This is a genomic window from Armatimonas rosea (assembly GCF_014202505.1).
GTDB lineage: Bacteria > Armatimonadota > Armatimonadia > Armatimonadales > Armatimonadaceae > Armatimonas > Armatimonas rosea.
Genome location: NZ_JACHGW010000002.1, coordinates 863,300 through 887,053 on the forward strand (window position 1 = coordinate 863,300; position 23,754 = coordinate 887,053).

Annotated in this window: 23 protein-coding genes; 19 read left to right on the forward strand and 4 right to left on the reverse strand. The window is 60.9% G+C overall.

Features of this window, described 5'->3' with window-relative positions:
* Positions 1-21: 21 nt before the first annotated feature.
* Both HNQ39_RS11820 and HNQ39_RS11825 read right to left on the reverse strand, forming a co-directional pair.
* Complete coding sequence (locus HNQ39_RS11820) at positions 22-948, reverse strand: carbohydrate kinase family protein (RefSeq protein ID WP_184195844.1); 927 nt, start codon at positions 946-948, stop codon at positions 22-24.
* Positions 949-1,103: 155 nt separating this feature from the next.
* On the reverse strand, positions 1,104-3,197 hold the full coding sequence (locus HNQ39_RS11825) for a beta-L-arabinofuranosidase domain-containing protein (protein ID WP_184195847.1): 2,094 nt from the start codon (positions 3,195-3,197) through the stop codon (positions 1,104-1,106).
* 79 nt (positions 3,198-3,276) lie between these two features.
* Here HNQ39_RS11825 and HNQ39_RS11830 point away from each other — a divergent pair, with 79 nt between their 5' ends.
* The 4 genes from HNQ39_RS11830 (at position 3,277) to pyrE (ending at position 9,677) form a co-directional block, all read left to right on the forward strand.
* Positions 3,277-5,289, forward strand: coding sequence for an SUMF1/EgtB/PvdO family nonheme iron enzyme (locus tag HNQ39_RS11830; protein WP_184195850.1), 2,013 nt, complete (start codon positions 3,277-3,279; stop codon positions 5,287-5,289).
* A 247-nt stretch (positions 5,290-5,536) separates the two neighbouring features.
* Entirely contained in the window at positions 5,537-7,243 is a 1,707-nt protein-coding gene (locus tag HNQ39_RS11835; protein ID WP_184195854.1) for a hypothetical protein, read from the forward strand.
* 27 nt (positions 7,244-7,270) lie between these two features.
* Positions 7,271-9,082, forward strand: coding sequence for an SUMF1/EgtB/PvdO family nonheme iron enzyme (locus tag HNQ39_RS11840; RefSeq protein WP_184195857.1), 1,812 nt, complete (start codon positions 7,271-7,273; stop codon positions 9,080-9,082).
* 16 nt (positions 9,083-9,098) lie between these two features.
* Entirely contained in the window at positions 9,099-9,677 is a 579-nt protein-coding gene (gene pyrE / locus HNQ39_RS11845) for an orotate phosphoribosyltransferase (protein WP_184195860.1), read from the forward strand.
* On the opposite strand, the gene HNQ39_RS11850 is transcribed toward pyrE, so the two are convergent.
* The gene (locus HNQ39_RS11850; protein ID WP_184195863.1) at positions 9,660-10,652 is read right to left on the reverse strand and encodes a Gfo/Idh/MocA family protein; all 993 of its coding nucleotides are present in this window, start codon (positions 10,650-10,652) and stop codon (positions 9,660-9,662) included. The two genes, pyrE and HNQ39_RS11850, sit on opposite strands and share 18 nt — an antisense overlap.
* An 87-nt stretch (positions 10,653-10,739) precedes the next feature.
* Between HNQ39_RS11850 and HNQ39_RS11855 the strand changes: the two genes are divergently transcribed.
* The 10 genes from HNQ39_RS11855 (at position 10,740) to HNQ39_RS11900 (ending at position 17,316) form a co-directional block, all read left to right on the forward strand.
* On the forward strand, positions 10,740-11,282 hold the full coding sequence (locus tag HNQ39_RS11855; RefSeq protein WP_184195866.1) for a YceI family protein: 543 nt from the start codon (positions 10,740-10,742) through the stop codon (positions 11,280-11,282).
* Between the two features lie 105 nt (positions 11,283-11,387).
* A complete protein-coding gene (locus HNQ39_RS11860; RefSeq protein WP_184195869.1) occupies positions 11,388-11,774 on the forward strand; it encodes a response regulator in 387 nt (128 codons plus the stop codon).
* A 79-nt stretch (positions 11,775-11,853) separates the two neighbouring features.
* Positions 11,854-13,665, forward strand: coding sequence for a translation elongation factor 4 (lepA, locus tag HNQ39_RS11865; RefSeq protein ID WP_184195872.1), 1,812 nt, complete (start codon positions 11,854-11,856; stop codon positions 13,663-13,665).
* A gap of 86 nt (positions 13,666-13,751) precedes the next feature.
* Positions 13,752-14,084 carry a hypothetical protein gene (locus HNQ39_RS11870; RefSeq protein WP_184195876.1) on the forward strand — a complete coding sequence of 111 codons (333 nt, stop codon included), beginning with the start codon at positions 13,752-13,754 and terminating at the stop codon, positions 14,082-14,084.
* A 17-nt stretch (positions 14,085-14,101) separates the two neighbouring features.
* Positions 14,102-14,398 carry a hypothetical protein gene (locus tag HNQ39_RS11875; RefSeq protein WP_184195879.1) on the forward strand — a complete coding sequence of 99 codons (297 nt, stop codon included), beginning with the start codon at positions 14,102-14,104 and terminating at the stop codon, positions 14,396-14,398.
* Between the two features lies 1 nt (position 14,399).
* The gene (locus HNQ39_RS11880; protein WP_184195882.1) at positions 14,400-14,612 is read left to right on the forward strand and encodes a hypothetical protein; all 213 of its coding nucleotides are present in this window, start codon (positions 14,400-14,402) and stop codon (positions 14,610-14,612) included.
* Positions 14,609-14,797: a hypothetical protein gene (locus HNQ39_RS11885; protein ID WP_184195885.1), complete on the forward strand. Its 189-nt coding sequence runs from the start codon at positions 14,609-14,611 to the stop codon at positions 14,795-14,797. The genes HNQ39_RS11880 and HNQ39_RS11885 overlap by 4 nt, the downstream gene beginning before the upstream one ends.
* 29 nt (positions 14,798-14,826) lie before the next feature.
* Positions 14,827-16,140 (forward strand): glycoside hydrolase family 30 protein, encoded by a 1,314-nt coding sequence (locus tag HNQ39_RS11890; protein ID WP_184195888.1) that lies wholly within the window; start codon positions 14,827-14,829, stop codon positions 16,138-16,140.
* A 38-nt stretch (positions 16,141-16,178) separates the two neighbouring features.
* Entirely contained in the window at positions 16,179-16,775 is a 597-nt protein-coding gene (locus HNQ39_RS11895) for a Uma2 family endonuclease (RefSeq protein WP_184195891.1), read from the forward strand.
* On the forward strand, positions 16,768-17,316 hold the full coding sequence (locus HNQ39_RS11900; protein ID WP_184195894.1) for a hypothetical protein: 549 nt from the start codon (positions 16,768-16,770) through the stop codon (positions 17,314-17,316). The genes HNQ39_RS11895 and HNQ39_RS11900 overlap by 8 nt, the downstream gene beginning before the upstream one ends.
* On the opposite strand, the gene HNQ39_RS11905 is transcribed toward HNQ39_RS11900, so the two are convergent.
* A complete protein-coding gene (locus HNQ39_RS11905; protein WP_184195897.1) occupies positions 17,313-18,149 on the reverse strand; it encodes a helix-turn-helix transcriptional regulator in 837 nt (278 codons plus the stop codon). The two genes, HNQ39_RS11900 and HNQ39_RS11905, sit on opposite strands and share 4 nt — an antisense overlap.
* A 263-nt stretch (positions 18,150-18,412) precedes the next feature.
* Between HNQ39_RS11905 and HNQ39_RS11910 the strand changes: the two genes are divergently transcribed.
* The 5 genes from HNQ39_RS11910 (at position 18,413) to HNQ39_RS11930 (ending at position 23,721) form a co-directional block, all read left to right on the forward strand.
* Positions 18,413-19,429 carry a Gfo/Idh/MocA family protein gene (locus tag HNQ39_RS11910; protein WP_221289955.1) on the forward strand — a complete coding sequence of 339 codons (1,017 nt, stop codon included), beginning with the start codon at positions 18,413-18,415 and terminating at the stop codon, positions 19,427-19,429.
* A 115-nt stretch (positions 19,430-19,544) separates the two neighbouring features.
* Positions 19,545-20,003, forward strand: a complete 459-nt coding sequence (locus tag HNQ39_RS11915) for a DUF4303 domain-containing protein (RefSeq protein ID WP_184195903.1) — start codon at positions 19,545-19,547, stop codon at positions 20,001-20,003.
* An 84-nt stretch (positions 20,004-20,087) separates the two neighbouring features.
* Positions 20,088-21,467 (forward strand): sulfatase family protein, encoded by a 1,380-nt coding sequence (locus HNQ39_RS11920; RefSeq protein ID WP_184195906.1) that lies wholly within the window; start codon positions 20,088-20,090, stop codon positions 21,465-21,467.
* 94 nt (positions 21,468-21,561) lie between these two features.
* Complete coding sequence (locus HNQ39_RS11925; RefSeq protein WP_184195909.1) at positions 21,562-22,572, forward strand: Gfo/Idh/MocA family protein; 1,011 nt, start codon at positions 21,562-21,564, stop codon at positions 22,570-22,572.
* 159 nt (positions 22,573-22,731) lie between these two features.
* On the forward strand, positions 22,732-23,721 hold the full coding sequence (locus HNQ39_RS11930) for a Gfo/Idh/MocA family protein (protein ID WP_184195912.1): 990 nt from the start codon (positions 22,732-22,734) through the stop codon (positions 23,719-23,721).
* Positions 23,722-23,754 lie beyond the last annotated feature (33 nt).

Below are 23,754 nucleotides of genomic sequence, written 5' to 3' on the forward strand. Positions count from 1 at the left end.
TTATTGGCACGCGCTTTGTTTTTATGAACGGTTCTTTTCGTAGGTGCTCTTGTGCTGGATTCCCGTGGTAGCGCCTAGTGCCTGGACACACGCCGCTCCGACGCGATTGGCGAGTGTTGCTGCTACAAGCGGCGTGTCTCCCTGCGCAAGCCCGACCAGAAAGCCGCCGCACCAGGCATCGCCGGCACCGAGGGTATCGACAACCGTGGTATCGGGCTCGGCGGGAACAAGAATGGGGGCTTTTCCTGACTCGGCCACCCAGCAGCCCTCGCCGCCGACCTTGACCACGAGGTTCAGCCGGGGATTGACCGCGCGGCAGGCTGCGAGCTGCGCCTCCAGGGAGCGCTCGCCACAGAGCTGCGTGAGCTCGTCCACCGACGGCACAAACCAGTCTAGGTGGGGGAGGGCGGGGGCGAGCCCGGCCCAGCCGGCGGAGCGTGGGTTCATGACTGTGTCGAGTGTCGTGGTGACGCCGCGCCGCTGCGCCTCGGCGAGGAGCCTGCCGACAGGCGCGCCTTCCAGGGCCGTCATGAGCTGGAGCCCGGCGACATGGAGAAACCGCGTGCCCTCTAGCGCGTCCCAGCTCATGTCTCTCTCTGTAAAGGTCGCATTGGCCCCGGCGGCGTGGAGAAACGAGCGCTCCGCATCGGAGTGGACCGTCACGAGCGAGGTCGAGGTCGGGGCATGGGGATCGCGTGCGACCGCGCGGGTACCGACTCCCAGCCGCTCCAGCGCCCCCGTCAGAAACGCCCCGAAGTTATCATCGCCCACCTTGCCCACGAGCTGAACTGGGAGCCCGAGCTTGGCGATCACCGCGGCGGAGTTAGCGGCATTGCCTCCGATATGCAGCTCGACCCGCTCGATCAGCTCCAGGGTGCCCCGCTCCGGGAGCGCATCCACCGGCTTGGCAACCACATCCGCGACTATTACCCCAAGACACGCGATCATTTTCTTTTCCTTTGGATCCCCCCGGTTGGAGCGGGGGGACTGGAGAGCGTCGCAGGCTCCGCTGCAAAGGCCGTTCCGGCCATACAAATTCCCATGGGCGGCACGCCCTTCGCCGCGCGAAGCGCTCTCCAGTCCCGCCCCTCCAACGGGCGGGACTACCCGATACTCAGCTCGCCGCAGGAGCTAAAGGCTTGGTCGGGGTTGTCGCCGCACGCGGGCTTGCCGACAACGCGGACGCCCACAAAGGTCGTGGGAGCCGGGAGGGTGAGCGTGAAGGGCTGGCCCTCGCGCAGGCCTTGGGAGTTGGTGGCGGTGGTCGCCGGGTAGCCTGCCAGCTCCCCGAGTCTTTCCCAGGGGCCGTCTTTGCTACGCTGGACCTCGATCCAGGGCTTCCTCTCCGATGCATCAAACCAGCCGCCGTCGTGGTAGCTACGCCCGTGGCAGTAGGTGAGCTTGGTGGCGGTCTGTGGCTTGGGATAGCTCAGACTAAACCAGTCCAAGGGCTGCTTGGAGCCATCGAAGGTCACCACAATGCTCTTGGGGTCGCCGTCGCAGATCGAGCCATCGGCGTTGCCTAGGCGGCTCCGGTCTTCCTCGGGCCCCCCGGCTCCCACAGGCAGGGGAGACCAGATCTGGTACTTCTCGCCCTTGGCTCCCGCCTCGGCGAAGAGAAGCTCCTTGCCGTTCTGGGTGGCGAGTACAAAGGGCCCTAGAGTCTTGGCCTTGCGGCCTGTGTTGGTGAAGCTGCCTTCGATGGTCTTGGTTGAGAACGTGAGGGGCAGGGTCCAGTCAAGGCTACCCCGGAAGCGGTTTGGATCGGGCTTCTTGGGCGAGGCAGTGAGCTCCATCCAGTCGCCGTGGACTTGAAAGACCCCATCGTTCGTGCGACTTTTCGGAGCCTTGCGTAGCTCGCTGAGCTTGTCGTTCCAGGGGGCGAGGCGCTGGCGGATGTTGAAGCGGACAGGGCGCTCTGACGCGTACTGCGTGGTGAGCTTGCCGGAGCTGGGCAGGGAGCTTTTCTGGGTTACTTTAACCTTCACGCCCTCGATGGTGACGGTCGCCTCGAAGCTGTCTTGCGACGTGACCACGATGGTCTTGCCATTATCGGCGAGGAAGCAGACACTCTGGGGGGCGAGGGCCATGCCGCGCGGCCCGGAGCTAACACAGCAGTTGATGCCGGGGCCGTAGGGCTTGGTGCCTTCCAGGGCGGTGTAGTAGCACCACTGTGCGCCATCGGGGCGCTGGGCGGCGGCGAGGTGGTTGTACTGCGAGCGCTCGATCTGGTCGGCGTACTTGCCATCCCCGGTGAGCCGCAGGAGCTGCCAGTTGAGCTGGAGCCAGGTCACGGTGACGCAGGTCTCCCCGATACTGCTCCTCGGTGTGTTGGGCAGCGCGTGGTCGTCGTGGAAGTGCTCGCCGTAGCTCATTGTCCCGGTGAGATAGAGCTGGTTGGCGACTATATCGTCCCAGGCGCGCAGGGCCGGGACCAAATAGCGCTTCTCGCCCGTCTCCCGGTAGAGCTCGCACAGCCCGACCAGGTTGGAGAGCATCTCGTAGGCCTTGCCGTTGGCGGTTTTATTGACCTTGCCGGTTGCGGTGAGGGTCGAGAGAATCTTAGGGCCGCGTGGCTCCTCCCAGGCCACATCGACCATGTAGCGGCAGAACTCCAGGTACTTCTTCTTCTTGCTAGCGCGGGCGAGCAGCACCATTGGCTCTAGGATACTCGTGGCGGCCATGCCCATGTGGGTTCCGGCGCTGATAATACTCTTCTGCCCTGGCCCTGTGCCAAAGGTCGCGCAGAGCAGGTCGCCCATGCGCTCGCAGCAGGCCAGCGCGGCGGCGTCCTTGGTGTAGTGCCACCACGTCAGCAGGCCCAGCAGGCAGTACTTATGGCTCCAGACATCCCAGTCTGCGCCGGGGAAGAGCCCGAAGCGCTTCTCCTTGACATAGGTTCCCAGGTAGCCGTCGGGCTCCTGGCAGGCGATCAGCTCCGCCACGGCTCCCGCCAGCTTTGCCTTGAGCGCACTGTCGCCGGTGTTTTGCCAGGCGAGCGTGGAGGCGTGCAGCCACTTGCCGATATGCTCCCCGATCCAGGGGTGGCTACCGGGGCGCTGCTTGTAGCCCGCCAGGAGGGGAGTGAGGTCCACATTGCGAAGCCGTGTTGCTTCATTGACCGCGACGCGCTTACCGAGCCAGCCTGTGAGCTTCACCTGCGACGGCTCCAGGGGGACAAAAATGTCTTGAATCATCTCGCTGTTATTTTAACGTAACCTTGCTGGCGAAACCTGCGTTCCTTGATATAATTCTCACACTTAGGAGGCCCTAGCAATGAGGCGTTTACTGTGGTGGACATTGTTACTCTCTCTGGTGGCAGCGATCTTGCCGTCTGCAAAGGTGCAGGCTCAGGCAGGAGGGCTCCAAAACTTTAACAACCCCTACCTGCTCAATAGTGCGCAGCGCCGGGCACTACCCAACCGGCAGCCGGGAAAGCAGCCGGGCAGTGGGACCAAGGCGGTCCTCAATGGGGTGGCGAAGAACTACCGTAAAGAGGAGTCTACAGACCTGACTCCGGCGCCGCAGCGGGAGCGAACGACCCTCTCGGACTGGGAGCTGGTGCAGCTGTGGATGCAAGACGATGCCCCGTTCCCGGACCACTGGAAGACCCACCGAGGGACCGCCGCGGAGTCGCTGGTGCTGGTGGAGGTGCAGGGCGAGGGAGGGAGCCGGACACGGTACTCGGGGCTGGTGGTGCGCTGCGATGGCTTCCTGATGGTTCCCCAGCCGGTCTGGGATGCGGTCAGAGAGAAGCGGCCGGTGCAGGTGCTGGTCACCCAGGCCGAGGGCGAGGACGAGACCGGGCCCTTTCTCGTGCGCCATCGCAACCCGCACAAGTCCCGCCAGAAAGACTTTCACTTTGTGAAGCTCAACGACCACCACCTGCGCTGCCTGCCCGTGCTGGCATCGTGGAACCTAGCTAAGGGAACCGCGCTCCAGGTGGTCTGGGGCGTGCTGGGAGCGGGGGGGAAGCTGGAGGCGAGGAGTGTCCCGGCGGTCTGTAGCAGTGTGCCCACGGAGGTCCGCGGAACCCTGGGGACTCTCACCTACGAAGGGGGCGCGCCACCCACCGATATTCCCAGTGGCGCAGTGGTGGTGGACCGAGAGTCCGGGGCGGCCCTGGGGATGATCACCGAGGGGCGGCGGCCCACGGAGTTCTCAACCACGCGGCTCTTTGGCGATCTCTGCGCCGAGGTCGCGCTGGCCCCGGATCGGGACGCCGCACAGGGGAAAGACCCGCAAGACGCCGGGATGGTGAAGGTGCCCGGTGGTCCCGTGGTCTATGATGCCAAGGACTTTGTCAATACCTACCAGACCGCAATCGCCTGCACCCCGGATTTCTACTGCGATAAGTACCTCGTGACTATCGGGGAGTGGCAGGAGTTTCTCTCGGTGCGCAAGGACCGGCCGCTGCCGGAGGGCTGGGATGCGCGCAACCGGCGCTTTCCTCCCACCCTCTATCCCAAGCTCCCGGTGACCGGCCCTACCGCCGGCGAGATGAAGGACTACGCCGCCCTCCACCACAAGCGCCTCATCACGACAGTCGAGTGGATGCTTGCGGCCAAGACCACTAGCCTGGACTGGCTGGAGCGTCTTGAGGCCGAGGCCGAGGGGATACGAGCCGCGATCCTCACGGCACAAGGGCAGCTACAGAGCTCCGCGATGCTACGTGTCCAGCGCGATCTGGCAAAACGGGAGCAGACCGCCGCCTCTCCGGGTGTGGCGGGACAGGCACTGCGCAACGGGGCCGACTTCCAGGGCTCGATCCTCGACCTGACCCAGGCCTTCGCCAAGACCCTGGAGCGGATTCGGCAGACCAACCAGAAGTTTATCGCGCGCCTCCCCGGCCAGCCCCACGAGCCGGGCTCGATCGGGGAGGATAAGAGCGACCTGGGGATCTTTGACATGACCATGAATGTCCCGGAGGCCTGCCTGGGCTGGGCGAACAACTACGCGATCGCGCCCAAGCTCCTTCCTGCGGGCCAAGACCCCTTCACAAGTGAGGTCTACTTCGCGGGAAACCTGCTCACCGACACGGGCTCCGCGATCGGAGGGGTCTGGGGGACGGTCGCGGGGGCGGGCCTGGACAACCCGATTATCTGGGCAGCGGTCTGGAAGACCCAGTTTGGGGGGAAAGACCACGACCAACCGACCAAGCCGGGGGCACCGGATTTTGAGCTCGCAAGCCTGGGGCCACGGTTCGACGCTCAAAAGAATAAAGCCATCGGCGACTATGTTTTAGATATTGCCTCAAAGTGTAACCTTGGGTTCCGCTGCGCCCGCTAGCGCAGCACTGACTTCGGTTTTCGATCTTGGGAGGGGTGCGATGACACGTTTCAGGGCTTTGCTTGGGGGATTAATCGCTCTCTGGGGGAGCTGTCTGCCTACTGGGGCACAGGTGTATAACGCTGGAGCTAAACCGGTAAAAGGGAGCACGTACCTTGAGAGAAGACCAGTAGAGCCTGATATCGAGACGATCGCGCCCTACAGTGGCTGGAAGAAACACCGGGGGACGCCCGAGGAGTGCCTCGCGGTGGTGCAGCTGGAGGAGGGGGGAGCCTACAGCGCGTTTGTGGTGCGCTGTGACGGGTTCTTAGTTGTCCCCGAGGCCGCGTGGCAGGCCTTTATGGACAAGAAGAAGGGGGATACTCTGGTGACACAGGCCGAGGGGGAGACCAGCACGGGGCCCTTTGCGATCTCTGCGGCACTACGACGCAAGAGCTCGCGCTGTAGCTACCGGCTCCTCAAGGTCAACGACCACCACCTACGGAGCCTGCCGGTCCTCGCCCCCGAGGCTCTCCAGACCGGAGCGCCGCTACGGGTTCTCTGGGCAACTCCGGCTCCTAACGGAAGAGGACTACAGGTGGAGCAGTGTACGGCCCGCTACGGAGAGCTGGTGGATCCGCGCCGCGGCGAGCTGGCGACTCTCATCTACGAGGGGGGCGTGCCGCAGCGCATCCCCAGTGGGGCCGTGGTGATCGATGCGGTATCGCAGGCGGCGGTGGGAATGATCACAGAGGGCACTCAGCCCACTCGGTTTGCGACCTGGCGCTACTGGGGAGACATGATAAACCAGGTCGGGCTGGCACCGGATCGCGAGGCGGCGCTCAATAAAGTCCCCACGCAAGACTCCCGGATGGTGAAGGTCACTGGTGGTCCCGTGCGTCTAAAGGAGCAGCAGTGCGAGGACTTTATCAAGAGCTTTGGCACGGACGTAGCCTGCACGGCTGATTTTTACTGTGATATCAACCCCGTGACGAACTTGGAGTGGTTTGGTTGGAGCAAGACCCGCTCCACCCCGACCGAGCCGCTCGCAACCGAGGCAAACCTTACCCATAAACCTATTGACCACCCCCAGTTTCCCGTTGGAGGAGCTAGCCTGGTAGATATGATGGACTACTTGTCCGATCATAGTAAACGTTTCCTGACAGAAGTTGAATTTATGCGAGCTTCACGGACAAAGGAAATGAAATGGTTGATTGATATGGATTATGAAATAATTGATGCTTACGACTCATTATTGGAATTTGAAGATCAGTATATAAGTCTTAAAAATGATAATTTTCGTGAAGAGAATTTTATCCCTGATATACTAAGGGCTGTACTGGCACATGTCGAAACTAAGTGGAGCCAGGGTCGAAGCACGGCTGCATTTAAACAAGTACCTGTTCCAGATAGTACTCATCCTGTGAATCTTTATGAAAAAGACAAGAGTGATTTTGGTGTAAGAAATGTCCACCTTAATGCGCCTGAGATATGTCTTGGATGGAATCGTAATATTGTCTTATGTGAAAAGATAAGGCCCTCAATGGCTGATTCTTTCCTGTCGCGGATTAATTACGTCGGGGAATTTAATTCGAAAAGGATGGTGTATGATCCTAAATACAGTTCATTAATTATTGAGAACGACCTTTTTGATGTTTTAAAGGCGGGGGCTCCGTATAAGAATTGTTTGGGTTCTTATTTGCAAATTATGATTGAAGGTAAAGATTATGATTTTCGAAAAAATAAGAATAGGCTTAATGATTATGGAATGACAAAATTTGGTGAGTTTGTGTATCCATTCGATTTTGGTGGTGCCGTAGCAAGTCCTTTATCTCGTGAAAAAGTTCGACTGGGAAATGGAGGCGCTAGTATTTTTGATAATGCGATTCGTGAGACGGTAGGCGTGGACTATCATTGGAAAATAGTCGTGGACTACAAGAAAGTGACGACATTTTCATTTCGGGGAGCTCGTTAAATCGTGGTACTGGCATGAGGTGTGCTGATGAGAAGTGGAGCTTTTGATCGTCTTCGTGCGGGCCTAGGCCTGTTGGTTGCCTTGAGTGGCGCTTTGTTGATCTTGGGGGATGCCAAGGCCGGTGCACAGGCGCTCCGGCCCAAGCGCCACGATCGTCTGCCGCTTGGGCCGTATGTGGACACGGCCGAGCCCTACAGCAAGTGGAAGACGCACCGGGGGAGGGCGGAGGACGCGCTGGTGGTGGTTCGCCAGGAAAATGGTCCTCGTGTCAGTGCTTTTGTCGTGCGCTGCGATGGGTTTCTGGTCGTGCCGGAGGCGACTTGGAGTGCCCAGCTCGCCCACGAGCCGCTCAGCGTGGTCGTCACCCAGGCCGAGAACGAGACAAGCGTCGGCCCCTTTCCCATTGTTGCCGCGATGCGCCGCGAGACCCGGCGTGCGGACTACCGGCTCCTCAAGGTCAACGACCATCATCTGCGGAGTGTCCCGCTGCTCAGTAGCACCCAGCTGGAAAAAGACACACCGCTGGTGGTGATGTGGGCGACTCTGGCTGCGGATGGGAAGACTCTGGAGGTCCAGAAGTGCCGTGCCCGCTGTCGTGAGCTACCCGCAGGGGCCGACTCCTACCAGGCGCAGCTGGAGTACACCGCGGGTGCTCCCCCGGTGGGGCTGCTCTCCGGTGCGCTGGTGGTGGACGAAGCCTCGGGGGCGGCGGTGGGGATGATCACGGAGGCGAGCAAGCCAACCCAGTTCTCCACCTGGCGCTACTGGCACGACATGGTCAACGAGGTCGGGCTGGCCCCAGATCGCGAGGCGGCGCAAAACCGTCCTCCCAGCACCGGGTCCGCGATGGTCAAGGTTCCGGGTGGCCCCGTGCGCCTCTCGGGGCAGCACTTTAGTCGTTTTATGACCTCGTTTGGCACCGACATTGTCTGCACCGCGGATTTCTACTGCGACGTGAACCCCGTTACGAATGGGGAGTGGTTTCCCTGGGCAGCCAATCAGAAATATCCGCCTGCTCTGCCCCAGACCATGCAAAACCTGAATAACCGGCCCTACCACTACCCGGATTATCCTGTTGCAGGGGTTCGTGTCGAAGATGCAGGGCGCTACGTCGCCTCACAGAACAAGCGCATGCTGACCGAGATTGAGTTTTTGCGGGCGGCTTATACAAAAGACATGACCTGGCTGGTGGCGCAGGACCAGAGCACCATTCAGACATACGCACCGCTGGAGCTGGAGATGACACCACTAAAACGGATTCGGCTCGCGGATCAGCTCTTTTTGGAGTCTAGCCAGCGCGCCATTCATCTTGCCTTGCCAGGCGAGAGAGTCCCTGGTGCGCCCGCTGAGGTGGGTGAGGCAGAACCGCAGCGTCCGGGCGAGGCTAAGTTCATGCCAGGACAGTCCCACTCGATCTTTGCGCTCCCGGAAGATATCAGTGATTTTGGTGTGCGCCATGTCCATGTGAATGCCCCCGAGTTTTGTCAGGGGTTGGGGAACACGATGGGGGTTGCCTTGAAGACACGCCCTTCGATAGACCCTTTCCTTTCTGGGCTTGCCTTTGAGGAAAAAGCGATCTCAGGTCAGCAGGGAGCGCGTTTGATCTCCTTTATTGGAGCGGGAGAGCAGCCCCTCATGACGTTTCTTGCTTGGCGGCTCGCGTTTAATCAGATCCCTGGTGCAGACACACCTAACTGGACTCTAGAGCAAGTGGCTGCTCGCCATCAAGCCAGCATGCAGGAGCTGATGAAGCCGAACCTGTCACGAACGGGGACCGCTCTTGTCGGGGCTGGCCGAGGCGTTACGGTCTCCGCCGCGGGGTTCCGTGGGGCACGCTAGCGGTATACTTGAGGGCATGACCGATCACGATGTCCTTGAGATCTTTACCGAGAGTGGCGCGCTGCTCAAGGGGCACTTTGTCCTGACCAGTGGCCGCCACTCCGACACGTACTTTGAGAAGTTCCATGTCCTGCGCTACCCGCCGCATGTCGAGACCCTCTGCAAGGTGCTCGCTGCGCGCTGCGCGGCCACCAAGCCCGATGTGGTCCTCGGGCCGACCACGCTGGGGATCCTGCTGGCCTACGAGGTAGCAAAACAGCTCGGGGTTCCCGCAGCCTACGGCGAGAAAGGCGAGGGTGGCAAGCGCATGCTCCGTCGCCCGGAGCACCTGGTGGCCGGCCAGCGCGTCTTGGTGGTCGATGACGTGCTCACGACCGGTGGCTCGATCCGCGAGTGCATGGAGCTGGTCGAGAGTGTTGGCGCGACTCTCTGTGGGGTCGGGGTGGTAGTAGACCGGAGCGCGGGCAAGCTCGACTTTGGTGCCCCCCTGGCCGCGACCCTCTCGATGGATGTGGTCAGCTACCCCGAGGGCGAGGTTCCGGACTGGCTCGCTGCGATTCCCATCACACGCCCCGGCTCAACCGGGAAGAAGTAGGCCAAGCTCTTCTTGCACCTGCACGGGGCGCTGCAGTGCGACCGAGCGGCGCAGGGCGGCCTCGAACTGGAGCTCCTCCAGGCCTGCCCGACCGGGGATGGGCGGGGGAGCTCCTTGGCGAATCGACTCTAGATAGGCCGCCAGAGACTTTTCAAACGAGAGCCGATACTGGTCCCAGCGCGAGTGGTTGCCGATCAGCCCGTGGGTCTCTTTGTAGCGCGTGGCATGGTCCCAGATCTCTAGGGGACCGTCGAGGTCCGAGAAGTGCAGGCTCCCGCGCTCAAAGGCAAAGTGCAGCTCGTAGAGGGAGTGGTCGAACTTTGTGCCGCTGGTGCCCAGAACCGTGCCGGTCGCACCGTTCTCCAGGCGAAATGCTCCACTGAGATCGAGTGCGCCTTGATGCTCCGTGGTGCCTGCTAGCGCAGCGACCTCCGCGGCGCGCCCGCCGAAGAGCTGCAGCAGGTCGATACAGTGGCTCCAGCAGGCGTAGTTCACCAGCAGGCTCGCCTGGGTGAGCTTGCCAAAGTCGCGCTCCGCCAGGATTGCTTGTGCCCGCTGGGTCTGCGCAAAGAAGCGGTAGTTAAATACCATCGCGGTCTCACTCCCGATCGCTTCGGCGCGCTGGAGGAGCGAGCGTGCCTGGAGAAAGTCGTCCTCCGAGACATGCGCTTGTCCGTTTTTCGCGACAAGGGGCTTCTCAAAGAACAGGCGCTTGGGCCTGCCCGCCAGGAGCGCCTCGGTTGCGTCGGCGCGCTGGGTCTCGTGGGTGAGGACGAGCACGGCATCGGGCTGGTCGGCGAGGAGGGCCTCCACCGACGGAAACACGGTGCCGCCAAAGTCTCGGGCGCAGTCCTCGGCGCGCTCTGGGGTTCGGGAGAAGTAGCGGAGCGTTGTATCGGGCTGCTTGGCTAGGTAGGGAAGGTAGTTGTTGCGGGCGACCTTGCCCGTGCCGACAACGGCGATCTTGAGCGTCATGGCGAGACTCTACCATAAAAACTATTGATAACAATTGGAACTATTCTGATCTCAGGTTGTATCAGAGAGCGGAGGTAGTTTTTTCCAATGCCATTTTTTCAGCTAGATCCCACGGGAACATGGACCGTGGACGTTGCCCATAGTGAGATCGGGTTTGCCGTGCGCCACCTCGGTGCAGGCAAGACCCGCGGGAAGTTCACCGACTTCACTGGAGTCGTGACCGCTGACCCCAAGAACCTTGCGAAATCGTCGGTGAGCTTCACGGTGCAGGCCAAGAGTATCGACACCGCCAACGAGGCCCGCGACAAGCACCTGCGTAGCGGCGATTTCTTCGATGTCGAGAAGTTCCCCACGCTCAGCTTTACCAGCACCAAGATCGAGAAGGCGGGCGCGGGCTACAAGGCCACGGGCAAGCTCACGATCCACGGGGTCACCAAGGTCATCAGCTTCCCGTTTACTGTCTCGAATCCCGTCAAGGGCATGCAGAAAGAGACCCGCGCGGGAGTCGAGGCACGCTTTACCATCAACCGCAAGGACTACGGTCTGGTGTGGAACGCGCTGGTCGAGGGCACGCAGGTAGTTGGGGAGCAGGTCGAGATTAGCCTCGATCTGGAAGGCGTCAAGAAGTAGCCACAAAAAATCGCCCGTGCTTACCTCCCCCCGCGCCTGAGAGCGCGACCCCCTCCGGCAAGCGAAGGGGGAGAGAGCACGGGCTTTTTGTCTTATAATTTTCTTGTGAAAACCATCCTCATTGCCGAAGACGAACCGCATGTCCGTGGTTTAATTCGCGTCCACCTAGATCGGGCAGGCTATCGAGTCGAGATGGCAGAGAATGGGCAACAAGCCTGGGAGCGGCTTCAGCGAGGCGGGATTGATCTCCTCATCACCGATGGTGTCATGCCTCAACTCAATGGCTTGGAGCTGATCGAAAAAGTTCAGACCGACCCTGTTCTGTATTCACTTCCCATTTGTTTAATCTCACTCCCTCTTTACAATCATCTTCCCCATGCTGAGCAAATCACGGAAGCCTTAGTGCGGTTTCGCGTTGCTGCAATAGTTCCCAAACCGTTCAATCCTATGGAACTGTTACACGCAGTGAATCGCATCTTTGAAACATCGTAGCCCGGCACGGGCTTTGCGGCGGAACGCCACTGCAGACGCCTCATTCCATGGGGCGGCACACGCGGTACAATAGAGGGCTATGGCAGTTCCTCAGGATCGCATTCGTAACTTTTGTATTATCGCCCACGTGGACCACGGAAAGTCCACGCTCGCTGACCGTCTGCTGGAGTTCACCGGCACGGTGGATAAACGCGACATGCAGGCGCAGCTCCTCGACCAGATGGATATCGAGCGGGAGCGGGGCATCACGATTAAGATGGCCGCGGTCCGCATGGCCTACACCGCCAAAGATGGGCTTGAGTACGAGCTGAACCTGATCGACACGCCCGGTCACGTGGACTTCACCTACGAGGTCTCGCGCTCGCTCAATGCCTGTGAAGGAGCGCTCTTAGTTGTGGATGCCGCGCAGGGAGTGGAGGCGCAGACCCTCGCCAACGCCAACCTCGCGATGAACGCCAACCTAGAGATCATCCCGGTCATCAACAAGATCGACCTGCCCGCCGCCGACCCGGACCGGGTTGCGGAGGAGATCGAGAGTGTCCTCGCGATCGATGCCACCGAGGCGATTCCCTGTAGCGCCAAAGAGGGGATTGGGATCGAGGAGATCCTGGAGGCCGTGGTGCAGAAGGTCCCGCCGCCCGCAGGTGATCCGACCAAGCCCCTGCGCGCACTGGTCTTCGATAGCCACTACGATGGCTACCTTGGGGTGGTGGCCTATGTTCGCATTGTGGATGGGACTCTGAAGGCCGGCGACAAGGTGCACTTTATCGCCACGGGCAAGGAGTTCCCGGTGAGCGAGGTGGGGACCTTTGCGCCGCGCATGCGCCCCGCCGAGCTGCTCCGCGCGGGGGGCACGGGCTACTTCCACGCCGCGATCAAGTCCGTCACCGATGCCCGTGTCGGCGATACCATCACGGTCGCCGGGCGCGAGGGCAAGGCGGTCGAGGCGCTTCCGGGCTACCGGCCTGCCAAGCCGATGGTCTTCTGTGGCCTCTACCCGCACGACTCCAGCGACTTCCCCAACCTGCGCGAGGCGCTCTCCAAGATGCAGCTCAACGATGCCGCGCTCAGCTTCGAGGCGGAGAGCAGCGCCGCGATGGGCTTTGGCTTCCGCTGCGGCTTCTTGGGGCTGCTGCACATGGAGATTGTCCAGGAGCGCCTAGAGCGAGAGTTCAACCTCGCGCTGCTGGCCACCGCTCCGAGCGTCATCTACCATGTCTACAAGACCGATGGCACGATGGAGGTGATCGACAATCCCGCCAACTGGCCCACCACCACGACCATCGAGCGCACCGAGGAGCCCTATGTCGATGCGACTATTATCGTCCCCACGGACTATGTCGGTGCGGTGATGGAGATGGGCCGGGAGCGCCGGGGGATCCAAGACCGCATGGAGTACCCCGCGCCGGGTCGTGTGATGCTCTACTACAAGCTCCCGCTCGCCGAGATCATCATGGACTTCTTCGACCAGCTCAAGAGCCGTACCAAGGGCTACGCCAGCTTCGACTACGAGCTCTCGGACTACAGCCCCAGCCCGCTGGTGAAAGTGGATGTCCAGGTAAACGCCGATCCGGTCGATGCGCTGAGCTTCATTGTCCACCGCGACAAGGCCTTCCCGCGTGGCAAGATGCTGGTGGAGAAGCTCAAGGAGATCCTGCCGCGCCAGATGTTTGAGATCAAGCTCCAGGCCGCGATCGGGGGCAAGATCATCGCCGCCGAGCGTGTCTCGGCGCTACGCAAAAACGTCATTGCCAAGTGCTACGGTGGTGATATCTCCCGAAAGCGCAAGCTGCTGGAGAAGCAAAAAGAGGGCAAGAAGCGCATGAAGCAGTTCGGCAATGTCGAGATTCCGCAAGAGGCGTTTATGTCCGTGCTCAAGCTGGGGAACTGATCCCTCTGATTGTCCCCCCGGTTGGAGCGGGGGGACTGTAGAGCCTGCGGCTACGAAGGGCGTGCCGCCCATGAGGAGGAGTTGCTGTGCTCAAGAAGGTGGTTTTGTTTATTGCTGCTGTGAGCGTGATCCTTATCGTGGTTGCGGTCGTGGCGTTTCCTCCCATGCACTGGAAAAAAGTCGAAGGCGATAGCCAGAAGCAAACGACGAGGACATATGATCGTCAGTGGGAACTTCTGCCCCTTTCGGAGTGGGGTGTGGTCCCGATGTTCGTCAAAGGGTGCGGTCCCAATGGGGGGGAGACTGTTCAATACTGGCGTTTTGGATTCTTTGCACTCTCCGAAGCCCAGGGGACTTGGATTGTGACGGCGCAAGAGCGCGAGTGGATGAAACAGCGCATGGAGGGAAAGAAACGATGATGTTCAAAAAAATAGCGTTGTCCCTTGCAGCTGTGAGCGTGATTCTGAGCGTGGTTGCGGCTGTGGCGTTTCCTCCCACACGCTGGGAAAGAACTGAGGGCACTATCGTCCGTAGCTACGAGCGCCACTGGAAGTGGTTGCCCCTTGCAGAATGGGGCTTTCGTCCCGAAGGCATGGTCGCGTGTGGCCCCACGGGGAGCACTTCTCGTCAGCAGTGGCGGTTTGGCTTCTTTGCGCTCTCGGAAGAAAATACTTACTGGAAGCGGCAAGGGGAAGCGGAAAATCTAAAGCAGCGAGCTGTGGCGGGCCAATAACATGGCCCGCCTTTTTGTTTTTTGCTTGATTGTCGGTGGGTTTCTGGTGTGGCTGGGCATGCGTCGCCTCAAGACGGCGCGACAGCAGGGGGTCTTGTTGATCCTATTGGGGGTGTGCTTTAATGCGTGGTGGCTAGCGTTTCTGGTGCTCGATGGCCTGCACACCGGCGCGGAGCTACGGGCACGGGCGGGGACGAAAGGACAGGTGAGATGAGTCTGATTGCATTGCTGACCCTTCTGGTGGGGCTCTGGCTGGTCGTGCTGGCGTTCCGCCGGCTTCGGCACGCTCCGGCGCAGGCGATGGGGCTGTTTCTGGGGGCGCTCCTGCTCAATTCCTGGTGGCTGCTGCTGCTTGGCATGTCGATCTACAAGTCCTACGTGCTCAAGCAAGACACCTAGGGCGGTTTCTGATTCGGCTACAATAGGGCATGGATGCTTTTCTGACGACGCCGGATAAGAAGAACTTGCTGACCAAGCTGCCGTCGCTGCGCTGGGACGGTGGCGTTACGGGGCTCCCCGAGCTTGTGGTGGAGAGCGAGCGCAGGCTCCAGCCGTTTCTGGGAGTCGGGGCCGCGCTCACGGACTCGTCGGCGTGGCTGCTGATGCAGGCGATGGATGCCAAGATACGGCAAGCCACTCTCAAGGCGCTCTTCGACAGTAAGACCGGCAATGGCTTTGCGGTGCTGCGCGTCTGCGTGGGGGCGTCGGACTTCAACCACGACGGCAGCTATACCTACTGCGACACGCCCGACCCGACCTTGGCGGCGTTCACGATCGAGCGGGAGAAGCGCTTTCTGGTTCCCTTGCTCAAAGAGATCAAGAAAATCCAGCCCAAGCTCACCCTGATCGCCTCGCCCTGGACCGCCCCGGCGTGGATGAAGACCGGCAAGAGCCTCAACGGCGGCTGGCTGGAGTGGGCGCACTACGGCACCTACGCACAGTACCTGGTCAAGTACCTCAAGGCCATGGCTGCTGAGGGGATCGCCTTCGACTACCTCACGCCCCAGAACGAGCCGCGCCACGAGAGCACCAGCTACCCGTCGCTACGCATGGAACCCGCCGACCAGGCCCGCTTTATCGGGGAGCACCTCGGGCCAGCGCTGAAGCAAGCCAGCCTCCCCACGAAGATTCTCTGCTGGGACCATAACTGGGATGGGATCGACTTTCCCTTGGCCGTCCTCGCCGACGACAAAGCACGTGCCTTCACCACGGGAGTCGCGTTCCACGGCTACGGCGGCGAGGTCAGCGCGCAGGCTAAAATCCAGGCTGCCTACCCCGAGAAAGAGATTCACTTCACCGAGAGCTCCGGCGGCGACTGGGCCAAGGACTTCGGGGGCAATATCCGCTGGGACCTGACCAACCTGCTCCTCGGCTCGGTGCGCTACGGGGCGCGCTCGGTGCTGAAATGGAACCTAGTGCTCGATGAACACCACGGCCCGCAAAACGGCGGCTGCAAAGACTGCCGGGGGATCGTCACCCTGGACCGCAAGACCGGCCAGATCACGAAAAATGAGGAGTTCTATGCCTTCGGGCACCTCGGACGCTTCGTCCCGCCGGGCTCGCACCATCTCGCCTCCACGCCCCTCCCCGAGCTCCCCGCCGCCGCCTTCATCCGCCCCGACGGCCAGCATGTCCTCGCCTGCTGCGCCGAGAAAGAGACCCGCTTCACCCTACGCCACCAGAGCCGCGCCACCACGGTGAAGGTTCCTGCGGGCGCAGCACTCACACTTATTTGGAAGTAGCTTTCCGGTTGGTAGAATATTGCAGGAGTGAGCAAGTTATGGCAGTCGCGCTTCAACTACCGAGTACCGATACCCCTGACCTCCGGCAGACCTATACCGCAGAGGAGCTTTTTGCGTTTCCCAGCGACTGGCACTACGAGCTGATCCGGGGGAAGCTCAGGAGCTTGAACATGCCCGCTGGTGCCCTACACGGCAATCTCACTGCAATCTTCTCCGCACGCGTCCAGGTCTTTGTCGAGGACAATCAGCTTGGGAGGTGCTTCGCTGCCGAGACGGGGTTTCTGATCGCGCAGAACCCGGATACCGTGCTCGCCCCGGATTTTGCTTTTGTCTCCCACGCCCGGCTCCCCGACGAGCTTCCTGGTGGCTATGTCCGCGCCGTTCCTAATCTGGTGCTGGAGACCCGCTCGCCCAACGACCGGGCGCGGGAGGTTTCCGTCAAGGTGCGCGAGTGGCTAGAGGCAGGCGTGGAGGTCGTGCTGGAGCTGAATCCTGCCAAGCAAGTCCTCACCGTCTATCGCCCCAACACCGACCCCGAAATTCTCACCCGCGAGAGCATTTTTGACGGCGGCGAAATGCTACCCGGCTTCACGTTTCCTATCGCTCGGCTTTTTAAGAATATGACTGATGCCTGAAAACGATGCACAGGAAATCGAATGGGGTAACCCAGACGACGAGTGGGAAATTGGCGAACTTCCCGATCACTGGACACTGGATGATGCCTTCTATGATAAGACACCAGAGAATCGCATTCGCAAAAACTGTCTAGTTAGCCTCTTCTGTCTATCCACTTCATCAGTCCTTGGGATAGGAAATCTTCAGACCCAGTTGGATGTGAGCCGTATTTGGCTAGAGAGCCTGAAGACATTTACGGTACTCCTCAATCGCCTCCCGGAAGATATTGCCTTGATGCCTTTTGAGGGAGATTTTTGGCATACCGCCCATTGCTTACAAGGGCTACAGCCCAACAGATCTCTGCCTTCTGTGTACGTCTTTTATATGCCTCACCAGTATAAATATGGTTGGCTAATAGATGGAGCAGGCAATGACTTTCGGCGATGTTGGTTCAATCCACGCACCCGAGAGTGGCACGATACTGAGCCAGAGTGGGGACCCGTTTCTAACGATTGGATCGAAGTTCTGGAACGCATAGAACCAACCATGGAGAACTCCTAGCGGGTGTAGGCCAGACCGGCGCTGGTGGCGTTGGCTTGCCCGAGACGAATGCGGTAGGCGCTGGGGCTACAGCCGAAGTGGGCGCGGAAGCGGCGGGCGAAGTAGCTCAGGTCGCTCCAGCCGACACGCTCGCCGATCTCTTGGATGGAGAGGTTGGTCTGGAGGAGCAGTGTGGCGGCGCGCTCGGCGCGCAGCTTGGCGAGCCAGGCCATGGGCGGCAGGCCCGTGTCGGTGCGGAAGCGGCGGACGAAGTAAGTGGGCTCCAGGCAGGCGAGCGCGGCGAGCTCAGTGAGGGTCCAGGGGCGCGCAAGGGTGTCTTCAAGGTGCGATTTGATTAGCGCGGTGCTGGGATGCGGGAGGTGAGCGACGGTCTCGGGGGGGACTTGCTCGGCGAGGCGGGCGAGGAAGACCAGCAGGTAGCCGAGGCGCTCCAGGCCGCTCTGGGAGCGCTCGATACTCTCCAAGGTGCGTACGCAGAAGTCAAGATCGTCTGGCTGGAGCACCGTGCTGGCCGCGCGTGTGAGTAGCGGCTCGTCGAGGACACCGCGCAGGAGCTCGGCACCGAAGCAGCAGTTGATGTAGTCGAGGTCCTCACAATCCAGATAGGCGTGCCAGGTGCCGGGACGTAGGAAGAGGACATGGCCTGGCAGAAGTGCGGTATCTCCCTGAGCTGTGTGGTGGGTCCCCGTGCCGCCCAGGATCAGCACCGCTTCGAGGAAGTCGTGGTCGTGCGGCGCGAGTGTCCCCGTGAAGAGATGCCGGTGGACATAGATCGTCAGCGGCCCGGTGCCGAAAATCTGGCGACCAAAGATGCGTCGTGGAGCAGAAGTCAAGATTGTCCTATATTTTCGACAGCAACGGCCTAACGTCCTCCCGTGGATTTCGGGTACAACTCTGGAAACAAGTTCCCGCATGGAAGAGCGTGGACGGAGATCGTCCCGCTATGGAGCCTTCGGCCGCCTCCTCATGCCTCGTCGGTAAATTTCCGAGCGAAGCGAGGCGGCACGCACGTGCCCCATAGCCCGACGTTTACCGTCGAGGACTGCCGGATGCAATGGCGCGTAGGACAACGATGGAAAAAATAAGACTCGGTGTATTGAGTTTTGCGCATGGGCACATCCATGCCTACTGCAACAAGATCAAGACCTTCGACGATGCCGTCTTGGTGGCGTGCTGGGACGACAACGAGGCGCGGGGGCGTGAGGCCGCAGAGCGCTACGGGATGGAGTTTGTCGAGAGCTACGAGGCGCTGGTCAATCGCACCGATATCGACGCCGTGATCATCACCAGCGAGACCAACAAGCACGCGGACTTGACGGTTGCGGCGGCGGCGGCGGGCAAGCACATTCTCTGCCAGAAGCCTATGGCGACCACGCTGGCGGACTGCGACCGGATGATCGAGGCGGTCGAGAGGTCGGGCGTGCACTTTCAGATGGCCTTCCAGATGCGCTGCGACCCGCTGAACCAGCAGATCAAGAAGTGGCTCGATGAGGGCGCGGTGGGGCGTATCGGCTCCCTGCGGCGGCGGCACTGCATCAATTTTTTGTTCAATCCGACCATCGCCACCGGCCCGAGCGCCTGGCACATCGACCCGGTCGCCAATGTCGGGATGTTCTTCGACGATGCCGTCCACGCCGCCGACTTCCTCTACTGGCTGCTCGGAAAGCCTGTGAGTGTCATGGCCGAGATCGACAATATCCTCACCTCCGTCGCCCCCGACGACACCGGGATCGCGCTCTACCGCTGGGAGTCCGGGACGATGGGCGTGCTCTTCAATAGCTCCGTGACCCTGGCGAGCGAGAACACCTGCGAGATCTACGGCGATGAGGGCGTGATTATCCAGAACTACGACGATGGCGTCTCTGTGGGCCACGCGCCGGAGAACGCGGTCGCGCTGAAGCTCTTCCGCAAGAGCACGGGCAAGTGGGAGACATTCGACTGCCCCCTGCCCCCCAACCACGGCGAGCGCCTCGCCGCGATCCCGCGCCCCTTTCTCGACAACCTCAAGGCAGGCAATCCCCCCAGCATCACAGTCCGCGATGGCAAAATCAGCGCCGAGATGTGCCTCGCCGCCTACGAAAGCGCCCGTGAGGGGCGGCGGGTGGCGCTATGATGCGGCCGTTTTTGCCGGGGCCGATTTGTCCGGGGCCGGAAAGGCCCCGTCTAGGCCGCCTTCGGCGAAGCGGGCCGAGCCCGCGCAGAGAATGTCTGTTCGTAGGAGCCAAATAATGTTGAATTGTGAAGTTCTGGTGGCTTTTATCGAGGAAAAAATCAACGCGTTTGCGGCTGCACACCCAGAGGAAACTTTTTGTGCATTTGCAATAGATGGCCAGCTTCTCTGCCTCAATACGGAATTTTTCTTTGAGGAAAAACTGCACTACTACACTGAGACGGCATCTGATGAGTTTCGTCCTTTTTATGAAGCAGACGGCTTTCGTGAGCAACTTTGGAAAAATCCGGGTGACTGGAAGTACCAAGGCTTTGCTCATCTCACGGAAGAAGCAGGTCTCGATAAAGTTGCTTACTATGAGTACCTAGATATGTCACCTGAAGAACAACGAGCCAGTGAATACACTTTTGCGATGCAACAAGTTCTAGACGAATTGAATCAGCGAGGTGCCTTTAAGAATCTGAACTGCGCCCCCTCTTTTACGGCATTCCTCGTGAATCGAGCTGAGAATGAGTAAACAATACCAATTCGCGGGCTCGGCCCGCTTCGCCGAAGGCGGCATAGGCGGGGACTTTCAGGCCCCGACGAAAGGACGTAACGCATGAAAAAACATCCCAATATTGTCTTGCTTGCGGTGGACTCGCTGCGGGCCGACCACATGAGCTGCTACGGCTACCACCGAAACACGACCCCGCACCTGGATCGCTTCGCTTCCCAGGGAACACTGTTTGAGCACAATATCAGCGCCCATATCCCGACCACCAGCGCCTACGGCTCGATGCTGACGGGGCAGGATGTCTTCACGACGCAAGTGGTCGCGCTACGCCACAAAGGTCCGCTGCGTGAGGAAGTCCCGACCCTGGCCGAGCTGCTTAAAGAGGCGGGCTACACCACGACCTGTGTCGGGTTTAGCGGCAACCCGAGCGCCCGTGGCTTCGACAAGTACCTCAACTTCGCCGGTTGGGGAAGTTGGAACGAGGGCCGTAGCCCCAAGGCCGAGAACCTCAACCAGGTCGCTATCCCGGAGCTGGACGAGCTGGTAAAAGGCGACGCGCCGTTCTTTCTCTTCCTGCGCCACATGGACCCGCACGCGCCGTACCTGCCGCCCGCGCCCTACGAGCGGATGTTCTACCACGGCAACGAGTCCGACCCGAACAACCGCTCGATGGACCCGGTGATGAGCTTCAAGCCCTTCTGCGACTTCTTCGCCAGCTGGATGCCGCCGGGAATCTCCGACAAGGACTACGTCATCGCGCAGTACGACGGCGCAATCGCCTACATGGACGCTTGCATCCAGACGATCTTCACGGCGCTGGAAGCCCACGGTATCTACGACGAGACCCTAATCATTCTCAACGGCGACCACGGCGAGACGCTCTACGACCACGAGTGCTGGTTCGATCACCACGGAATCTACGACACGACCCTCCATGTGCCGCTGATCATCCGCTATCCGGGCAAGGTTCCGGCGGGCAAGCGGGTTGCGGGCTACACGCAGCACAAGGACCTGGTGCCCACCGTTCTGGAGCTGGCGGGGATCGAGACCGAGCGCAGCTTCGATGGCAACAGTGTCCTCCCGCTGATCTCCGGTGACGAAGTTTCCCACGAGAGCGAGATCTACATCACAGAGTGCACCTGGATGCGCAAGCACGGCTGGCGCACCCCGGAGTGGAAGCTGATTGTCGCGCTGGAGCCGGACTTCCACTTCAAGCCGGAGATCGAGCTCTACAACCTGATCCAGGACCCCGACGAGAACAACAACCTGGCGGAGAGCGAGCCCGAGGTGGTGGCGCATCTCAAGGCGCGCATGGATGCCTGGATCGTCAAGCGCGAGGCGGAGACGGGCCTGACCAACCCGATCCACACCCAGGGCGACTGGCATGGGCATACGGGAGTCGGCCCGTTCACATCGAGCCAGCAAGCCTACGACACGATGCATATCGGCGATCCAGGGCAGGCGGCGAAGCTGCAGGGGAAATAAGTCGGCCCCCTAACCCCCGCCCGGCGGGGGGACAATAAGGAAAAATCCTCTTATCCCCCCCGCCGGGCGGGGGATGGGGGGTAGGAAATAAATCATGAGCTTAAGAGTGGCCGTAGTTGGCCTTGGTGGAATTGGCAATACCCACGCGGGTGTCTATATGAAGCGGGAAGACTGCGAGCTAGTCGCGGTCTGTGACATTATTCAGGAGCGCACCGATAAGGCGGCTGAGAAGTACGGCTGCCCGGGGTTCTACTCCATCGCGGACATGCTGGCGAGTGGGATTCAGATCGATGCGGTGAGTGTCTGCTCGGCGGGGAAAGAGAACGGTGGCGATCACTACACCCCGACCATGGAGATCCTGGCGGCGGGGATTCCCGTGCTGGGCGAGAAGCCGATCTCCAACGAGATCGACAAGGCCGAGGAGATGGTCGCGCTGGCCAAGGAGAAGAACCTGCGCTATGGCATCAACCTCAACCACCGGTTCACGCCTGCGGCGCTCCGCGCCAAGGAGTGGATCAACGAAGGGAGGCTGGGTGAGGTCAATATCATCAACATGACGATGTGGATCAACAACCCCAATGAGACATCGCCCTGGTTCCATATCCGCGCCTTGCACCCGCACTCCCTCGATGTGATGCGCTTCTTTGGCGGCGATGTGGAAAAAGTGCAGGCGTTCTTCAAGCGTGGCCCCAAGGCCGACGGCCCCGATGGCCGCCGTGTCTGCTGGTCCAATGTGCAGGCGAACCTGCTCTTTAAGAACGGGACGATCGGGCACCTGACGGGCAGCTACGATGCGGGCGGAAGCTATGGCCTCGAAACCCTAGAAGTGGTCGGCTCTGAGGGACGCTTTGTGCTGGTCGATGCCTGCGAGCATCTCACTTTCTACCCACGCCGCTCCCGCCAGACCGAGACCTACGACTACCTGGGCGGGATGATGGGCTTCAACGAGACCTTCCCCAGCCGAATCGGGAAGTGGGTGGAGCAGAATATCGCCGGGGATGCGCCAGAGGAGATCGACGCCTCAGGAGCCGACGCGCTCCACGTGCAGAAGATCATCGAGGCCATTATCGAGTCCTGGGAGACCGGGACGGTGGTGACGATTTAACCTCTCCTCCCCAACCCTCCCGGGTACCCTCTGGGTGCGGGCGCTCCTTCCGGGTGCCCTCTGGGCGTGGGAAAGGAGGGAGTTTCTGGGTGGATTTTCCCCTTTCCCAGTGAGGTACGAACGCCCGGGAGAGGGGGTAGGGGAGAGGTTGGAGACTGTATGCAACGAGTCTGTGTGGTCGGCATGGGGGTGATTGGAAACCGCCATGCTGATATGTACAAGCTGAGCCCGCTCGCGGAGCTGGTTGGGGTCTGTGACAAAGATCGGGCGCGGGCGGATGCCGGCGCGGCGCGCCTCGGTGTGCCTGCGTTCTATGATGTAGACGCGATGCTGGCCGCGCTCCAGCCCGATATCGTGAGTGTCGCAACGGGCGGCTACGAGTACGGTAGCGACCACTACGCGCCGACCATGCAGGCGCTGGCGGCAGGCTGTCATGTGCTGGGCGAGAAACCCATCTCCAACACGATCTCCGAGGCGGAGGAGATGGTGGCCCTCGCCAAAGAGAAGAAGCTCTGCTACGGCATCAACCTGAACCATCGCTTCACCCCGGCGGCGCGGATCGCGAAGAAGTGGCAGAACGAGGGGCGGCTGGGGCACCTGCTCTTTATCAACATGAGCATGTGGATCCTAAACCCGACCGAGAGCTCGCCCTACTTTCAGATCAAGGCACTACACCCCCACACGGTCGACGTCATGCGGCACTTCTGCGGCGATGTGGAGAAAGTACAGTGCTTTGCGACCGTCGCGCCGGGCCGAAAGATCTGGACTACGGCGCACTTCTCGATGCAGTTCAAGAACGGCGTCGTGGGGGGGCTCACCGGCTCCTACGATATCGAACGCGGCCACCCGATGGAGCGCTGCGAGGTCGCAGGAACCGGTGGGCGGCTGGTGATCGACGACATGTACCGCGAGGCCACACTCTTTCCGGCGGGCAACCCGGAGAAGCTGGTCTACACCAACCCGCTCTTTGGGGGCTTTGAGAGCTTCACGGACACGTTCAAGGACCGCATCCACACGTTTGTCCGCGAGGTCGAGGAGGGGGTCGCTCCCGAGGCGATCGACGGCTCCGGGGCGGATGGCCTCGCGGCGCAGAGAGTCTTACAGGCGGCGATTGAGTCGCTCAACACAGGGACAGTGGTGACGGTGTAACCTCACCCCCTAACCCCCGCCCGGCGGGGGGAC

Coding starts and splice junctions, on each gene's coding strand:
- HNQ39_RS11820 (WP_184195844.1), bottom strand. CDS start 948: ATGATCGCGTGTCTTGGGGTAATAGTCGCGGATGTGGTTGCCAAGCCG.
- HNQ39_RS11825 (WP_184195847.1), bottom strand. CDS start 3,197: ATGATTCAAGACATTTTTGTCCCCCTGGAGCCGTCGCAGGTGAAGCTC.
- HNQ39_RS11830 (WP_184195850.1), top strand. CDS start 3,277: ATGAGGCGTTTACTGTGGTGGACATTGTTACTCTCTCTGGTGGCAGCG.
- HNQ39_RS11840 (WP_184195857.1), top strand. CDS start 7,271: ATGAGAAGTGGAGCTTTTGATCGTCTTCGTGCGGGCCTAGGCCTGTTG.
- pyrE (WP_184195860.1), top strand. CDS start 9,099: ATGACCGATCACGATGTCCTTGAGATCTTTACCGAGAGTGGCGCGCTG.
- HNQ39_RS11850 (WP_184195863.1), bottom strand. CDS start 10,652: ATGACGCTCAAGATCGCCGTTGTCGGCACGGGCAAGGTCGCCCGCAAC.
- HNQ39_RS11855 (WP_184195866.1), top strand. CDS start 10,740: ATGCCATTTTTTCAGCTAGATCCCACGGGAACATGGACCGTGGACGTT.
- lepA (WP_184195872.1), top strand. CDS start 11,854: ATGGCAGTTCCTCAGGATCGCATTCGTAACTTTTGTATTATCGCCCAC.
- HNQ39_RS11880 (WP_184195882.1), top strand. CDS start 14,400: ATGGCCCGCCTTTTTGTTTTTTGCTTGATTGTCGGTGGGTTTCTGGTG.
- HNQ39_RS11885 (WP_184195885.1), top strand. CDS start 14,609: ATGAGTCTGATTGCATTGCTGACCCTTCTGGTGGGGCTCTGGCTGGTC.
- HNQ39_RS11890 (WP_184195888.1), top strand. CDS start 14,827: ATGGATGCTTTTCTGACGACGCCGGATAAGAAGAACTTGCTGACCAAG.
- HNQ39_RS11895 (WP_184195891.1), top strand. CDS start 16,179: ATGGCAGTCGCGCTTCAACTACCGAGTACCGATACCCCTGACCTCCGG.
- HNQ39_RS11900 (WP_184195894.1), top strand. CDS start 16,768: ATGCCTGAAAACGATGCACAGGAAATCGAATGGGGTAACCCAGACGAC.
- HNQ39_RS11915 (WP_184195903.1), top strand. CDS start 19,545: ATGTTGAATTGTGAAGTTCTGGTGGCTTTTATCGAGGAAAAAATCAAC.
- HNQ39_RS11920 (WP_184195906.1), top strand. CDS start 20,088: ATGAAAAAACATCCCAATATTGTCTTGCTTGCGGTGGACTCGCTGCGG.
- HNQ39_RS11925 (WP_184195909.1), top strand. CDS start 21,562: ATGAGCTTAAGAGTGGCCGTAGTTGGCCTTGGTGGAATTGGCAATACC.
- HNQ39_RS11930 (WP_184195912.1), top strand. CDS start 22,732: ATGCAACGAGTCTGTGTGGTCGGCATGGGGGTGATTGGAAACCGCCAT.